The 16068-nt window shown below is 64.4% G+C and carries 12 protein-coding genes; 5 read left to right on the top strand and 7 right to left on the bottom strand.

The features are described from left to right. Positions 1-14 precede the first annotated feature (14 nt). From LB566_RS03920 to thrC, 4 genes are read right to left on the bottom strand one after another with little or no spacing between them, the layout of a single operon-like run. Entirely contained in the window at positions 15-2903 is a 2889-nt protein-coding gene (locus LB566_RS03920; RefSeq protein ID WP_140551029.1) for an EAL domain-containing protein, read from the bottom strand. A 3-nt stretch (positions 2904-2906) separates the two neighbouring features. Further along, the gene (locus tag LB566_RS03915) at positions 2907-3503 is read right to left on the bottom strand and encodes a GNAT family N-acetyltransferase (RefSeq protein WP_140520802.1); all 597 of its coding nucleotides are present in this window, start codon (positions 3501-3503) and stop codon (positions 2907-2909) included. A 15-nt stretch (positions 3504-3518) separates the two neighbouring features. Next, a complete protein-coding gene (locus tag LB566_RS03910; RefSeq protein ID WP_140551028.1) occupies positions 3519-4811 on the bottom strand; it encodes a M16 family metallopeptidase in 1293 nt (430 codons plus the stop codon). Between the two features lie 14 nt (positions 4812-4825). Beyond that, the gene (thrC, locus tag LB566_RS03905; RefSeq protein ID WP_224623273.1) at positions 4826-6223 is read right to left on the bottom strand and encodes a threonine synthase; all 1398 of its coding nucleotides are present in this window, start codon (positions 6221-6223) and stop codon (positions 4826-4828) included. 130 nt (positions 6224-6353) lie between these two features. Here thrC and LB566_RS03900 point away from each other — a divergent pair, with 130 nt between their 5' ends. Further along, positions 6354-7079 (top strand): hypothetical protein, encoded by a 726-nt coding sequence (locus LB566_RS03900; protein WP_140551026.1) that lies wholly within the window; start codon positions 6354-6356, stop codon positions 7077-7079. A gap of 37 nt (positions 7080-7116) precedes the next feature. Here LB566_RS03900 and LB566_RS03895 read toward each other — a convergent pair whose 3' ends face one another. Further along, positions 7117-7806, bottom strand: coding sequence for an HAD family hydrolase (locus tag LB566_RS03895; RefSeq protein ID WP_224623271.1), 690 nt, complete (start codon positions 7804-7806; stop codon positions 7117-7119). Positions 7807-7971: 165 nt separating this feature from the next. Between LB566_RS03895 and LB566_RS03890 the strand changes: the two genes are divergently transcribed. Further along, positions 7972-9105 carry a site-specific DNA-methyltransferase gene (locus LB566_RS03890; protein WP_224623269.1) on the top strand — a complete coding sequence of 378 codons (1134 nt, stop codon included), beginning with the start codon at positions 7972-7974 and terminating at the stop codon, positions 9103-9105. Positions 9106-9171: 66 nt separating this feature from the next. Here LB566_RS03890 and LB566_RS03885 read toward each other — a convergent pair whose 3' ends face one another. Together LB566_RS03885 and mutY are read right to left on the bottom strand one after the other, a co-directional pair. Continuing rightward, entirely contained in the window at positions 9172-9783 is a 612-nt protein-coding gene (locus LB566_RS03885; RefSeq protein WP_140551023.1) for an HAD family hydrolase, read from the bottom strand. An 11-nt stretch (positions 9784-9794) separates the two neighbouring features. Further along, a complete protein-coding gene (gene mutY / locus LB566_RS03880) occupies positions 9795-10988 on the bottom strand; it encodes an A/G-specific adenine glycosylase (protein WP_224623267.1) in 1194 nt (397 codons plus the stop codon). A gap of 56 nt (positions 10989-11044) precedes the next feature. Between mutY and LB566_RS03875 the strand changes: the two genes are divergently transcribed. The 3 genes from LB566_RS03875 to smc all read left to right on the top strand — a co-directional run bounded on the left by LB566_RS03875 (position 11045) and on the right by smc (position 16004). Beyond that, the gene (locus LB566_RS03875) at positions 11045-11545 is read left to right on the top strand and encodes a DUF721 domain-containing protein (RefSeq protein ID WP_140494930.1); all 501 of its coding nucleotides are present in this window, start codon (positions 11045-11047) and stop codon (positions 11543-11545) included. 142 nt (positions 11546-11687) lie between these two features. Further along, positions 11688-12431: a DsbA family protein gene (locus LB566_RS03870; protein ID WP_224623265.1), complete on the top strand. Its 744-nt coding sequence runs from the start codon at positions 11688-11690 to the stop codon at positions 12429-12431. Between the two features lie 114 nt (positions 12432-12545). Beyond that, entirely contained in the window at positions 12546-16004 is a 3459-nt protein-coding gene (gene smc, locus LB566_RS03865; protein ID WP_224623263.1) for a chromosome segregation protein SMC, read from the top strand. The last annotated feature ends 64 nt before the right edge of the window (positions 16005-16068 follow it).

Below are 16068 nucleotides of genomic sequence, written 5' to 3'. Positions count from 1 at the left end.
GGCGTGAAAGCCAATTACGCCTGCGTCAGCGGATACTGTTCCTTCAGCGTCTTCAGCACCTGATCACCGGGCATCGGGGCGCCGAACATGAAGCTCTGCACATATTCGCAGCCCATCTGGCGAAGCTCCAGCGCGTCGCGCTCGTCCGAAATACCTTCGGCGACCACCGACAGGCCCAGCTCATGCGCCATGCTGACCATGGATTTGAGCAGCACGGCGCGTTTGGGCGTGTTGTCGTCGACGAAGCTCTTGTCGATCTTGATCGTGTCGAAGGGAAAGCGCGTCAGATAGGCGAGCGACGAATAGCCGGTGCCGAAATCGTCGAGCGACAGGCCGATGCCGAGCTGCTTCAGCTTGTTCAGCACATGGGCGGTCTGCTCGGGATTGTCCATGACCAGCGATTCCGTGAGCTCGAGCCGGAAGCAGCGCGGCTTCAGATTGGCCCGAGCAATAACGGAGCGAACATCGCTGACCAGGTCGCGGCGGATGAGCTGGCGGCTGGAGAGGTTGACCGACACCGACAGCGGCGCGTCGCCGATCTGCTTCTGCCATGCCGCCAGATCCTCGGCGGCCTGCTGCATGGCGAACAGCCCAAGCTGCACGATCAGCCCGCAGCTTTCGGCGACCGGGATGAAATCGGCAGGCGGGATCATGCCGCGGCGCGGATGGTCCCAGCGCAGCAACGCCTCGAAGCCGGCGACGCTGCCGTCTTCCAGCCGCACGATCGGCTGGTAGGCAAGCGTGAATTCGCGCCGTTCGATGGCGCGGCGCAGGTCGGATTCGAACTGCAGCCGGTCGGTGCCGACGGCGCGGAAGGCCGGACGGAACGGTTCGATCCGGTCGCCGCCGAAGCGCTTGGCCTGGTGCATGGCAAGCTCGGCGTCTTTGACCATGTCCTCGGCCGAGGTCTGCGCCGAGGTCCAGGTGATCAGCCCGATCGAGGCGGTCAGCACGATCTCGCGCTTGGCAAAGGTGATCGGAGCGTTGATGGCATGCTTGATGGCGTCCGCCACCGCGGCGATGCGGGCCGGGTCCTGTTCGGAAAGCAGCATCAGGGCGAACTGGTCGCCGGCGAAGCGTGACAGCGAGTCCTTTGGCTTCAACAGCCGGTGCAGGCGGCGCGCGATGGTGAGCAGGATGGTATCGCCGGCCGAGATGCCGAGCCCGTCATTGACCTGCTTGAAGCGGTCGATATCGATGACGAAGACGGTCGGACGCACTTTCTCTTCGGTCCGTGCGATCGAGATGATCGCCTCGAGCCGGTTCATGAACAATTCGCGATTGGGCAGGCCGGTGAGATTGTCGTGCACCGCGTCGTGCAGCAGCCTCTCCTCGGATTTCTTCTGCTCGGTGACGTCGACCATGGTGCCGACGCAGCGGATGACCTCGCCGTCCGATCCGATCACAGGGCGCGCGCGCAGAGCAAACCAGTGATAGTGGCCGTCGGCGCCGCGCAGCCGGAAGTTCTGCGCCACCTTGCCGCGCCGATGCTCGAGCACCACGTCGAGCGTGGTGCGGAACGTGTCGCGGTCATCGGCATGCAGCACCGGCAGCCAGTTGCGGGCAGCCCCCCCCAGACTGTTGGGGGCGAGGCCGAGCTGGATGCTGACGTCGGGCTTGGTGACGACGCGGTCGCGCAGCACGTCCCAGTCCCACACCGTGTCGCCCGAGCCGGCCACCGCCAGCGCCTGCCGCTCGAGGTCGGAAAACAGTCCCTGGTGCAGCGCGCCGCCGGCAAAGGCATGCTGCATGACGGTGAAGCCGATCAGCAGGATGATAAGGATCAGACCGCCGCCAAGCGCCGGCTGGGCGATGTCGTTGTCGAGCATGCCGGTTATCGCCATCCACGATCCGCATAGCCACAACAGCACCATCACCCAACTGGGCACAAGCATGATCGCGCGATCATAACCGCGTATGCCGAGGAAGATGATCAGGCCGAGCCCGGTCAGCGCGGTAGCGGCGAAGGACAGTCTGGCGATGCCCGCCGCGACCGCCGGGTCGACGATGGCGACGCCAGCGATCAAGAGCAGGCCGAGGATCCAGACCAGCGCCCCATAGCTGAAATGGCCGTGCCATCGGTTGAGATTGAGATAGGCGAACAGGAACACCACGAAGGTAGCCGCCAGCGCCACCTCCGTTCCCGCCCGCCACATCTGCTCGTTGCCGGGCGATATCTCGATGATTTTGTTGAGAAAGCCGAAATCGACGCAGATATAGGCAAGCACGGCCCAGGCGAGTGCCGCGGTCGCGGGGAACATGGAGGTTCCCTTGACCACGAACAGGATGGTCAGGAACAGCGCGAGAAGGCCGGCGATGCCGATCACGATGCCGCGGAACAGCGTGTAGGAATTGACCGAGTCCTTGTAGGATTCCGGATCCCAGAGATAGACCTGCGGCAGCTTGGGCGAGGCGAGTTCGGCGATGAAGGTGATCACCGTTCCCGGGTTCAGCGTCACCCGAAAGACATCGGCGTCGGGGCTGCTCTGGCGGTCGAGAGCGAAGCCTTCGCTGGGCGTGATGGCGGCGATGCGGGTCGAGCCGAGATCCGGCCAGAAGATGCCGGAATTGACCAATCGGAAATGCGGCGCCACGATCAGCCGATCGAGTTGCTGGTCGGTGGTGTTGGCAAGCGCGAACACGGCCCAGTCGCCGGTTGAGCGGGCGTCATTGGCCTCGACCTCGATACGCCGCACGATGCCGTCGGGTCCGGGTGCGGTCGAAACCTGGAAGTTTTCGCCCTGGTTGCGGTAGATTTCCACGGCGCCGGACAGATCGAGCGCGACATCGTCGCGGGCGATCTTGATCGGTTCGACGGCAAAGGCCGAGGACGCAGCGCACAGCGTCAGGATCGTCGCGAGGACAAAGGCGAACAGTGGCCCGTTGCGCAGGAATTTCGTCAAAAATCAGTCCTTCGTTCCAGCGCCTGGCGGATCGTCCGCGATCCGGGCGTAGAGGTAGTGGTCCTGCCAGATGCCATTGATCCTGAGGTAGGATCGCAGAAGTCCTTCGCGCCGGAATCCGGCTTTTTCAAGCACACGGATCGACCTGATATTGTCGGGAATACAGGCCGCTTCGATCCGGTGCAACCTCAGCGTATCGAAGGCGAAGCGGGTCACGACCTTGACGGCGTCGGTCATCAGGCCGCGGCCGCCGAAGCGCTCGCCGATCCAGTAGCCGACATGCCCGCTTTGCGAGACCCCGTGGCGTATGTTGCCGAGTGTAATTCCGCCCGCCAACCTGCCGCTCGACTTCTCGAAGATGAAGAAGGCGATCGCCGTTCCTTGCGCATAGTCCTCGCGGTAGCGGCTGATGCGCAGCCGCCATGCCGCCCGGTCAAGCTCGTCCGGCGCCCAGCGCGGCTCCCATGGTTCGAGGAAGGCCCGGCTTTCGCCGCGCACCGCCGACCACTCCCGGTAGTCATTGGTGAACGGCACGCGCAGCGTCACGCGGTCGCCCTTCAGTGCCGGCAGGTCGCGGCGAAAGAAAGGGAGCGCGAACACGGCGCTTGTGCAGGCTTAGACGGCGAGCTTGCGGGCCGTGGTGTGCGTGCCCGGAAGCGAATCGAGGATCGCTTCGTATGGCGCCAGCGTACCCACGGGCCCGACAGCGGTAAGCGTCGGTTTGGTCGAGAACAGCCGTGACGACAGGTCGGTCAAACGATCGACCGTCAGCGCCGAGAGCCGCTCCATCAGTTCCTCCTTGGCGATCGGCCGGCCGAACAAGAGCAGCTGTCGCGCGATCTGCGAGGCGCGGCTGGCCGGGCTTTCGGCCGACATGATCAGACCGGCGCGGTATTGCGCGCGTGCCCGGTCGAGCTCTTCCTGCAGGATGTTCTCGCCGGCCTTCTGCAACTCCTCGATGATGACAGGCACCAGTTCGGCGATGTCGCTCTGCCCGGTCGCTGCATGGACGCCGAATATGCCGGTATCGGAAAAGCCCCAGTGGAAGGCATAGACCGAATAGCACAGGCCACGCTTTTCGCGGACTTCCTGGAACAGCCTCGACGACATGCCGCCGCCGAGGATCATCGACAGCACCTGCGAGGCGTAGAAATCGCGCACATGGTAGGCACGGCCCTCGAATCCCAGCACGATCTGCGCATCCATCAGGTCGCGGTCCTCGCGGAAATCGCCGCCGACATATTGCGCATATTGCGGGATCGTGTTGTCGGCCTTGGTGCGGAAGCCGCCGAGCTGCTTTTCCACTTCGCGCACGAAATTGTCGTGCTTGATGTCGCCGGCGGCCACGATCACCATGCGCTCGGCGCCGTATTGGCGCTCGATGAAATCGTGCAATTGCTTCGAGGTGAAGGATTTGACGGTTTCCGGCGTGCCCAGAATCGAACGGCCGATGGTCTGGTGGCGAAAGGCAGTCTCGGTGAACCGGTCGAACACGATGTCATCGGGCGTGTCGTGCGCGGCGCCGATTTCCTGCAGGATCACGTGCTGCTCGCGTTCGAGCTCCTGCGGGTCGAATTCCGATTCCTGCAGGATGTCGGCAAGAATGTCGACGGCCAGCGGCACGTCGTCGGAAAGCACCCTGGCATAGTAGGATGTGGTCTCGACGCTGGTGGCGGCGTTGATCTCGCCGCCGACGTCCTCGATTTCCGAGGCGATCTCGAAGGCTGTTCGCCGCTTTGTGCCCTTGAACGCCATGTGCTCGAGCAGATGGGCCATGCCATGCTCTTCGTCACGCTCATTGCGGGCACCCGACTTGACCCAGGCACCCAGGGCAACCGATTCGATGCTTGGAAGGGTTTCGGTGGCGACTGTCAGGCCGTTCGACAGACGGCTTACCTCAACACCCATATGGTTCGTACTCCTTAACGCGCCGCTCGCGCACGGCGGCTGACGTAATCTTCCACCATTTTCAGGTCGGATGGAAGTACCGTGTATTTTTCCTCCGATGTCATCAACCCACCTAGCCATGCGGGCAGTGCGGGCGACACGCCGCTGGCGGCCTCGACGGCGGCCGGGAATTTTGCTGGGTGCGCAGTGCCCAGCACCACCATCGGCACTGCATTCGAAGCCTTGCCGGCCGCGACATGAACGGCGGCCGCGGTATGCGGATCTAGCAGGTAGTTGCTGGCCGCGAGCGTCGAGCGGATCGTGGCGGCGACCTCGTCCATATCGGCGCGGCCGGCATCGAATTCGGCCCGCATCCCTGCGATTTCCGCGGCTTCTATGGTGAAGGCGCCGGATTGTTTGAGCCCGGCCATGTAGCGCCGCACGGTCGCCGGGTCGCGGCCCGATGCCTCGAACAGAAGGCGCTCGAAATTCGACGACACCTGGATGTCCATGGACGGCGAGGTGGTCGCGAACACGCCCTTTGTGCGGTATTCGCCGGTCGCGAAAGTGCGTGCCAGTATGTCGTTGTCGTTGGTGGCGATGACCAGCCGCTCGATCGGCAGCCCCATTTTCTTGGCGGCGTAGCCGGCGAAGATATCGCCGAAATTGCCGGTCGGGACGGTGAAGGAGATCGGGCGATCGGGCCCGCCGAGCGACAGCGCCGAGGAGAAATAATAGACGATCTGGGCCATGATGCGGGCCCAGTTGATCGAATTCACCCCCGAAAGCGAGACCCGGTCGCGGAAGCCGTGGTCGTTGAACATGTCCTTGAGCAGGCCCTGGCAATCGTCGAAATTGCCTTCGATCGCCAGCGCATGCACGTTTTCAGCCTTCGATGTCGTCATTTGCCGTTGCTGCACCGGCGAGACGCGGCCATGCGGGAAAAGAATGAAGATGTCGGTGCGGCTGCGCCCGGCGAAGGCGTCTATCGCTGCTCCGCCGGTGTCGCCCGACGTGGCGCCGACGATGGTGGCATGCTGGCTGCGTTCGGCGAGCACATGGTCCATCAGCCGGGCAAGCAGCTGCATCGCCACGTCCTTGAAAGCCAGCGTAGGTCCATGGAAGAGTTCGAGGACAAAAGTGTTGGGGCCGGTCTGGACCAGCGGGCAGACGGCCTCGTGGCGGAAGGTGGCATAGGCCTCGCGCACCAGGCGCTCGAACACGGGCGCCGGGATTTCGTCGCCAAGGAACGGCGACAGCACACGGATGGCCAGGTCGGGATAAGCCAGGCCTCGCATGGCGCGGATCTCGGCCATCGAGAATTGCGGCCACTGGCGCGGCACATAGAGCCCTCCGTCGCGTGCCAGGCCTGTCAGCACGGCATCGCAAAACCCAAGCGCGGGCGCCTCGCCGCGGGTACTCACATATTGCATCGTCACAATTCCGTTACTGCCTTGGGTTTTCCGCCCACCGCAAGGTGGTTAATTTCTACGCTGGCTCAGTCGCATTTTTGCCGCGCGGTTGATATACGTCACCGGCTTTGCGAGAGGGAAGTGCAGTTTCATGGCGTTTCATACATTCAACGGTCGCTTTTTCGCGGGTCTTGCGCTCACCGGCTTTATGCTTGCCGCCGCCGGCTGCCAATCAGGCGACAACGGTATTCTGAACCTGGGTTTCGGCAAGAAGGACCCGACCGCGCCACCGCCGCCGCAGGACCCCAAGATTCTGGCCAGCCAGTTGAACGCTTATTGCCCGAGGGTGACGCTTCGCGACGGCACGGCATTCTTCAACACCTACGCCAACGAAGCCCGGAAGCCCAGGCCCAAGCTCAAGAAGACCGGCGACGCCGCGCAGGATGCCGCGGCCCAGGCTGAGGCCGACGCTGCCGCTGCTACTCCGCCGGACGATTCGGCGAGGATCATTTATCAGGCCTCGATCAGTGACGTGACCCGCGATTGCAGCCGCGCCGACGGACAGCTGACGATGAAGATCGCGGTCGCCGGCAAGATCGTGCCGGGGCCGAAATTCACGCCCGGAACCATCACCATGCCGATCCGCACCGCCGTGATGCATGGCACCGAGGTGCTTTATTCGCAGATCCACCAATATCAGGTCCAGGTTACCGATCCCTCGGTCGCCACCCAGTTCGTCTTCACCGATTCCAACATCGTCGTGCCGGCGCCGACGGCGCAGGATTATCAGGCCTATGCCGGCTATGACGAAAATGCGCCAAAGGCCGCGACCGACAAACCGAAGAAGGGCAGGAAGAAAGCCGCCGCGACCAACTAAGTCCGCGGCAGCGGTGCTCTTGAAGCCAAGCGGACGCTCACGCGTCCGCCGACCACTCGGATAAAGCGGCCAGCGTGCCGCTCAGTTCCGCCCAGCGGCGGATCACCGTCTCGGCGCCCGCCTCCGTCAGCGCATCGGCATGGCCGGGATAGCTATGGGCGGCGCCGGTGAAGCCGATGACACGCATTCCCGCCGACCTTGCGCCGGTGACGCCGTGCACGGAATCCTCGATGACGAAAGTGTTTGCCGGATTGGCGCGAAGCTTTTCGGCGGCCAACAGGAACACATCCGGAGCCGGTTTGGTTTTTCCGGTCGGCGTCTCCATTGCGGAGAAGATGCGCCCGGCGAAGAATGGCAGCAGATGCACCTTCTCCAGCATGAATTCTATCCGTTCCGAGCGTGAGTTGGAGCAGATGCAACGTTGCGCCGTCACCGAGGCGACCGCTTCGCGCACGCCCTCGATTGCACGAACGTCGCTGCGCAGTTTCCGGTCCACCAGCTCCTCGGCGCGATCGATCAGCGATACCTGGAACGGGATATTGGACTTCTCCTCGACCCGCATCAGGATGTCCTTGAACGTCAGCCCCGCATAGGTCTCGGCGATCTCCTCGGCCGAGATCTCGTATCCGGACAAGGTCAGGAGCTCGGCCTCGACCCGCGCGGCGATGATTTCGGAATCGACGAGCACGCCGTCGCAATCGAAGATGACAAGGTCTGGCTGGGGCATGGTGATCCGGGCAATGAGGGCGGACAGGCTTCAGGCGGCGCGGCATACACCAACGGGCACATCGGTGCAAACCGGCGGCGCCCGATCGTTGCCCTTCACCGAATATTTACGCTGATCGGTAACCATAACCGGGAGTAAACAGTAACGCGTGCCTTGGGTGTAAAAATGTCAGCCGTGCGTCTTGTCGACGAGCTTTCCCATGCTCCCCAGCAATCCGAATGGCTGGACACGATCCTGAAGGGCGACTGCGTCGCGGCGCTCGACCGGCTGCCCGAGAAATCCATCGACGTCATCTTCGCCGATCCGCCCTACAATCTGCAGCTCGACGGCGACCTGCACCGGCCCGACCAGTCCAAGGTCGACGCGGTCGACGACGACTGGGACCGGTTCGAGAGCTTCGAGGCCTACGATGCCTTCACGCGCGCCTGGCTGCTGGCGGCGCGCCGGGTGCTGAAGCCCAACGGCACCATCTGGGTCATCGGCTCCTACCACAACATCTTCCGGGTCGGGGCCAAGATGCAGGACCTCGGCTTCTGGATCCTCAACGACGTCGTCTGGCGCAAGACCAACCCGATGCCGAATTTTCGCGGCCGCCGCTTCCAGAACGCGCATGAGACGATGATCTGGGCGTCTCGCGACCAGAAGGGCAAGGGCTATACCTTCAACTACGAAGCGTTGAAGGCGTCGAACGACGACATACAGATGCGTTCCGACTGGCTGTTCCCGATCTGCACCGGCGCGGAGCGGCTGAAGAACGACAATGGCGACAAGCTGCATCCGACGCAGAAACCGGAAGCGCTGCTCGCCCGTATCATGATGGCCTCGACCAAGCCGGGAGACGTCGTGCTCGATCCTTTCTTCGGCTCCGGCACGACAGGCGCGGTGGCCAAGCGCCTCGGCAGGCATTTTGTCGGCATAGAGCGCGAGCAGGCCTATATCGACGCCGCCAATGAGCGCATCGATGCGGTGCGGCCGCTCGACGGCGCGGACCTGACCGTGCTCACCGGCAAGCGCGCCGAGCCGCGCGTCGCCTTCGTCAGCCTGATCGACACCGGGCTGATGACGCCCGGCGCCACGCTCTACGATGCCAAGAAGCGCTGGGCGGCCAAGGTGCGTGCCGACGGCACGGTGGCGATCGGCGACAGTGCCGGCTCGATCCACAAGATCGGCGCCGAAGTACAGGGTCTTGATGCCTGCAACGGCTGGACCTTCTGGCACTATGAACGCAGCGGCGGCCTGACTCCGATCGACGAACTGCGCCGCATCGCCCGGCTCGGCATGGAAAGGGCAGGGGGCTGACCCTTGTCCGATGCCGCGCCATGGCGTTGATTCAAAGGCTCAACGAAGCGCTGGAAGCGATTCAAATCACGCCTTGATTCCGAGCCGCTCAAGATCTGCCTTAAGCGTCTTGGCATCGGTGAACAGCACCGCCTGCCAGCCGGCCGCCTTCGCGCCGTCGACATTCTTCTGGCTGTCGTCGATGAACAGCGTCGCGGACGGTTCGAGCTCGAACGCGGCGACGTGATGGTCGTAAATGTCGCGATCCGGCTTGATCTTGCCGATCTCGCCCGAAATGGTGACACCGCGCGGACGATTGAGAAAGTCGAAGCGTTGGCGTGCTTCGGCCAGCGTATCGGCGGCGAAGTTGGTCAGCATGGTGACATCGTGCCCGCTGTCGATCAGGCCGACCATGATGGCGACGCTGTCGTCATAGGCATGCGGCACCATGTCGTGCCAATGGCGGCGAAAATTGCGGATGTTTTCCGCATGATCCGGGTAGTCGGCAATCAGCAGCGTTTCCGCCTCTTCCCATGTCCGGCCGCGGTCCTGCTCGATGTTCCAGTCATGCGTGCAGACATTGTCGAAGAACCATTTCCGTTCTGTCTCATCGGGAATAAGCCGGCTGAACGGGATGTTGGGATCGTAGTGTATCAGCACTTTGCCGATATCGAAAACGATGTGACGGATTTCAGTCATGCGGTCCTCGTTCAATGCGGGCGTTGCCTTTTCGTCGCGCCGGGTATTGCAGCCTCGATTGCCTTTTTCATGACAGTGGGCAGCGCTTCGCCCGAAATGTCCGCTGGCAGCGACCAGAAATGGCCGGCGGGCGTCTCACCATTGCTTCGGGCGAGGAACACTTCAAGCTCGAGCGCAAAATGGGTGAAGACATGCGCGATCCGGCCGGCTTGCCGCCAGTCGCCGGGAAAGGGTGCGGCGGCCGCTGTGGTTGCGCCGTCCAGCCGTGCCGTCCAGCCGGTCGTCGGCACCTCGGTCATGCCGCCGAGCAGCCCCTTGTCGGCCCGTTTGCGCAAAAGAATGGCGCCGTCGTTTCGCACGGCGACGAAAGCAGCGCCGCGCCGTAGCGGTTTGCCGGCCTTGGGCAGGCGCACCGGATATTGTTCGGGATCGCCTGAAACGACCGCGGTGCAGTCCTCCCGCAGCGGGCAGAGCATGCAGCGCGGCCGGCGCGGGGTGCAGATCGTGGCGCCCAGATCCATCATCGCCTGCGCGAAATCGCCGGGCCTCATGGCAGGAACCATGTGCTCGACACGGGCGCGGATGTCGGCCTTGGCTTCGCTCAGCGGCGTGGCAATGGAGAACAGGCGGGTTACGACACGCTCGACATTGCCATCGACGACGGCAGCCGGCCGGTCGAAAGCGATCGCCGCGATCGCTGCCGACGTATAGGCGCCGATGCCGGGCAATTCCTGCAAGCCGGCTTCAGTATCCGGAAACCGGCCGCCGCGCCCGGCCACCAGATCGGCGCAGGCCTTGAGATTGCGGGCACGGGAGTAGTAGCCGAGCCCTGCCCAGGCTTTCATCACGTCCTCGACGGGCGCCGCCGCCAGCGCCGCGATATCAGGCCATTTCTCGACAAAGGCGCGAAAATAGGCCTTCACGGCTTCAACCGTGGTCTGCTGCAGCATGACTTCCGATAGCCAGATCCGGTAAGGATCGGGCCGCACGCCACGGGCATGGTCGCGCGGGGTCACGCGCCACGGCAACTCGCGGTGATGCATGTCGTACCATGCGAGCAGGCGGGACGCGATAGACGCAGCGCTGCCGCTGTCGCCGGACGCAGCTTTGCTGCTGTCACTGGACGCAGCTTTCCTGCTGTCACTGGACGCAGCTCTGCTGCTGTCCTCTGATATGGCCTTGCGGGTCTGCTCGTGCGGTGCCATTGATCTCGTGTCGGCCTCGGCCGGGAAGAGTGGAGGTGGGTGGCTGGAGAACGCACATGGCAGGGAAAAAGCCCTTCGGCAATCCCGTTCCGGTGAGCGATCTCGCGACCGCGATCCTCGACCCGGTGCTGCGCAAGCGGGCGGGCATTTCGGTCAGCCTGGTCCAGTCGTGGGAAGAGATTGCCGGTTCGCGCCTGGCCGGCCATTCGCGCCCTGAAAAGATCCAGTGGCCACGGCGGCTGCACGAAGACGATCCGTTCGAACCTGCCGTACTGGTGATCGCCTGCGAAGGCATGGCGGCGCTCCATCTGCAGCACGAGGCCGGCGAGATCATCAATCGCGTCAACGCTTTTCTCGGCTTCACGGCCATAGGCCGTATCAGGATCGTGCAGAAGCCGGTTCTAAGTGAAAAAGCCCGGCCGAAACCGCCGGTCAGGCCTCTCAATGAAGCGGAAAAATCAAGACTGTCGCACATCGTCGGCAAGATAGAAGACGATGGCCTGCGTGCCTCGCTGGAGCGGCTCGGCGCCACTATTCTGGGACAAAGAAAGTCATAGCACCGTCGCCAATCTCGCGATTTCGTGATTATAAGCTTCAAGTTTCACGATTGGATTGGGGACGGCGATGCCTTAATTCGCGCCAACTCTCGCCTTTTCGTGCCTTTGCGTTGCAAAATCCAACCCTTGTCAGGTGATTCGTATGAACCGTCCTCCGTTCGGCAAAAGCTTGTCCCGCAGAAACCTGCTGTCTTCGCTGGCCGCCATTCCGGCGGTGGCCGTGCTCGCGGCATGCAGCGACTCTGGCGAGGAAGCCAAGGCGGCCGATGTGAAGCCTGCCGCTCCCGCCGCGCCAGCGACAGCGGCCACGCCAGCCGCCGTCAAGGCGCCGGAGGCCCAAGGCACGGTCGACATGGCCGAATTGCTTAAGCCCGGCGCATTGCCCGACAAGCAACTCGGCAAGGACGACGCCAAGGTCACGATCGTCGAATACGCCTCGATGACCTGCCCGCATTGCGCGCATTTCGCCGAAACCACCTTCCCGGAATTGAAGAAGAAATACATCGATACCGGCAAGGCACGCTACATTCTGCGCGAATTCCCGTTCGATCCGAGCGCCGAGGCCGGTTTCATGCTGGCGCGATGCGCCAAGGACAACTACTTCCCGATGGTGGATGTTCTGTTCAGGCAGCAGGCGAACTGGGTGGGTGTGTCCAACACCAAGGATGCGCTGCTGCAAATCTCCAAGCTCGCCGGTTTTACACAGGAGTCCTTCGAAGCCTGCTTGACGGACCAGAAACTTCTGGACGATGTGAGGGCGGTCCAGAAGCGCGGCGCCGACGAATTCAAGGTCGACTCGACGCCGACCTTCTTCATCAACGGAAAGACCTACAAAGGGGCGATGTCGATTGAGGAAATGTCGGCCATCATCGACCCTCAGCTCTGACGTCCTGGCAATGCCGAAGCGGCAGCGCTTCGGCATGCGCGGCCCTTTTGCCGTGCCGCGACCGTGCGCCCCGCCGCAAACCCGCGGCGCGGTTTCGCGTTCAGGGCGGCCTGAATGAAGTTTTCACGCCTTCGCCTCCTCGGTTTCAAATCCTTCGTCGAACCAGGCGAGTTCGTGATCGAACGCGGCCTGACGGGCATTGTCGGGCCGAACGGCTGCGGCAAGTCGAACCTCGTCGAGGCGCTGCGCTGGGTGATGGGCGAAAGCTCCTACAAGAACATGCGCGCGTCCGGCATGGACGACGTGATCTTTTCCGGCTCGGGCACGCGTCCGGCCCGCAACACCGCCGAGGTCACGTTGTTCCTCGACAACAGCGATCGCTCGGCGCCGGCAGCCTTCAACGACGCCGACGAATTGCAGGTGTCGCGCCGCATCGAGCGCGAGGCGGGCTCGCTCTACCGCATCAACGGCAAGGAAGCGCGCGCCAAGGACGTGCAGCTTCTGTTCGCCGACCAGTCGACCGGCGCGCGTTCGCCCTCGATGGTCGGCCAGGGCCGCATCGGCGAGCTGATCCAGGCCAAGCCCCAGGCGCGCCGCGCCCTGCTGGAAGAAGCGGCCGGCATTTCCGGCCTGCATACGCGCCGCCACGAGGCCGAACTCAGGCTCAAGGCAGCCGAGCAGAACCTCGAGCGCCTGGACGACGTCGTCGGCGAGCTGGAAAGCCAGATCGAAAGCCTGAAGCGCCAGGCACGCCAGGCCTCCCGCTTCAAGAACCTGTCGGCCGACATCCGCAAGGCCGAGGCGACGCTGCTCCATCTGCGCTGGACGCTGGCCAAGACCCAGGAAGGCGAGGCACGTTCGGCGCTGGCCGTCGCCACCGCCCTGGTCGGCGACCGCGCCGCCGCCCAGATGGCCGCCGCCAGGGAGCAAGGCATCGGCGCGCATCGGTTGCCCGATCTGCGCGATGCCGAAGCTGCGGCGGCCGCGGCCTTCCAGCGTCTGTCGATCGCCAGATCGCAGATCGAGGAAGAAGCCGGCCGCATCCGCGCTCGCCAGGCGGAACTCGAGCGCCGGCTCCAGCAGCTCGACGGTGATATCGCCCGCGAGGAGCGCATGGTGCGCGACAATGCGGATATCCTCGAACGCCTGCGCACCGAGGAAGCAGCGCTCAATTCCGAAAATGCCGGCGCGGCCGAGCGTGAAGCAACCACCCGAGCCGCCTTCGAACAGGTAGCCGCGACGCTCTCGCAGAGCGAAGCCAGGCTTGCAGCGCTAACCGCCGAGCGGGCCGAGGCCGCCGCTTCGCGCAATCAGGTCGAGCGGACGCTGCGCGAGACCGCCGAGCGTCGGGACCGTTTCGCCCGCCAACTCGCCGATGTCGACCGTGAATTGTCCGAAATCCTCTCCAAAGTCGCGGGCTTGCCCGACCCGGCAGAGAAGCGGCTTCTGGTCGAGGATGCACTGGCGCGGCTCGAAGAGAGCGAGGCTGGCGCGATTGCCGCCGAACAGGCGGTCGCAGAGGCGCGCGCGGCCGAAAATGCCGCCCGTCCGCCATTGCAGGACGCCAGGGCCGAACTGGCGCGTATCGAGACCGAGGCCCGCACGCTGGCCAAGATCCTGAACGCCGCCAGCGGCGATCTCTTCCCGTCCGTGCTGGAACAGATCAGCGTCGAGCGCGGCTATGAGACGGCCTTGGGCGCCGCCCTTGGCGAGGATCTCGACGTGCCGCTCGATCGCAGCGCGCCGGTGCATTGGGGCGAGGGCGCGGTCCAGGCCGGCGACGCCGCGCTTCCCGAAGGCATCAAGAACCTGGCCAGCGTGGTACGTGCCCCGCCGCAGCTTGCCCGCCGGCTGGCGCAGATCGGCATTGTCGAGAGCGCCGACGGCCGCCGCCTGCAAGGACTGCTCGCGCCCGGCCAGAGGCTGGTCAGCCGTGAGGGCGCGCTGTGGCGGTGGGACGGGCTGACCGCCAGCGCCGACGCGCCGACCGCAGCCGCGCAGCGCCTGGCGCAAAAAAACCGGCTGGCCGAGCTCGATGCCGAAGCGGTGCAGGCGACGCTTGTACTGCGCGAGGCCGAGGCGGCGCTCGCGCAGGCTGAACAGGCGCTTCGCGAGGCCAGCGAGGCCGAGCGCGCCGCGCGTCAGGCCGGACGCGACGCCCAGCACGGACTGGACGCCGCCCGCAACGCGCTGGCCGAAGCCGAAAAGGCCGGCGGCGAATTGTCGAGCCGGCGCGCCGCCCTGGACGAGGCCCGCGCCCGCATTGTCGACAGTCATGAAGAAACTTCGGCCGCCTTTGCCGAGGCGGAAATGCTGCTGCAGGACGCGCCCGATCTCGGCGACCTGCAGATACAGCTCGAACAGTCCTCGGCCAATGTCGCCCGCGACCGCGCCACGCTCGCCGATGCGCGTGCCGTCCATGAAGGATTGCGGCGGGAGGCCGAGGCGCGTTCGCGTCGGCTCGATGCGATCGGCATCGAGCGCAGCAACTGGCTGGAGCGCGCCGAGAACGCTTCGACGCAGATCGCCTCGCTGGGCGAACGCAAGGCAGAGGCCGAGGCCGAACGCGAGAGATTGGCCGACGCTCCCGACGAGATCGATGCCAAGCGGCGCGCCTTGCTGTCGCAGCTCACGGAGGCCGAGACCTTGCGCAAGACGGCAGCCGACCGTCTGCAGGAAGCGGAGAACAGGCAGGCGGAACTGGACAAGGCGGCCACCGGCGCGATCCAGTCGCTGGCCGAGGCGCGCGAGACCCGTGTCCGCGCCGAGGAGCGCTTGACCGCAGCCGACGAGCGCCGGCTGGAGGTCGAGGCGCGCATCCAGGAGACGCTGAACACTCCGCCGCATCTGGTCATCCGCCATACCGGGCTGGAAGCCGACGATCCGATGCCCGAAATGGCCGAGATCGAGCGCCAGCTCGACAGGCTGAAGATCGAGCGCGAGCGGCTCGGCGCCGTCAACCTGCGCGCCGAGGAAGAGCAGAAGGAGCTTTCGGACCGGCTGGAGACCATCGTCTCGGAGCGCGAGGACATCATCGAGGCGATCCGCAAGCTCCGGCAAGCGATCCAGAGCCTCAACCGCGAAGGCCGCGAGCGGCTTCTCGCCGCCTTCGACGTGGTCAACGGCCATTTCCAGCGGCTGTTCTCGCACCTCTTCGGCGGCGGCACGGCCGAATTGCAGCTCATCGAATCCGAGGATCCGCTCGAGGCAGGGCTTGAAATCCTTGCCCGTCCGCCCGGCAAGAAGCCGCAGACCATGACGCTGCTGTCCGGCGGCGAGCAGGCGCTGACGGCGATGTCGCTGATCTTCGCCGTGTTCCTCACCAACCCGGCGCCGATCTGCGTGCTCGACGAAGTCGATGCGCCGCTCGACGATCACAATGTCGAACGCTTCTGCAATCTGATGGACGAGATGGCCAAGACCACCGAGACGCGCTTCGTCATCATCACTCACAATCCGATCACCATGGCGCGCATGGACCGGCTGTTCGGGGTGACCATGGCCGAGCAGGGCGTCAGCCAGCTCGTTTCGGTGGATCTGCAGGCAGCCGAAGCCATGCGCGAGGCGAGCTGACGCGTCCTCAATGGGCGGATCATTTCAAGTCACTTGGTATTCGATGGATCGTGGAACGGCTCGA

The organism is Mesorhizobium sp. CA13 (genome assembly GCF_020165235.1).
Classification (GTDB): Bacteria; Pseudomonadota; Alphaproteobacteria; order Rhizobiales; family Rhizobiaceae; genus Mesorhizobium.
The sequence above is the reverse complement of the archived record's forward strand: the minus strand, read 5'-3'. Positions and strand labels throughout refer to the sequence as shown.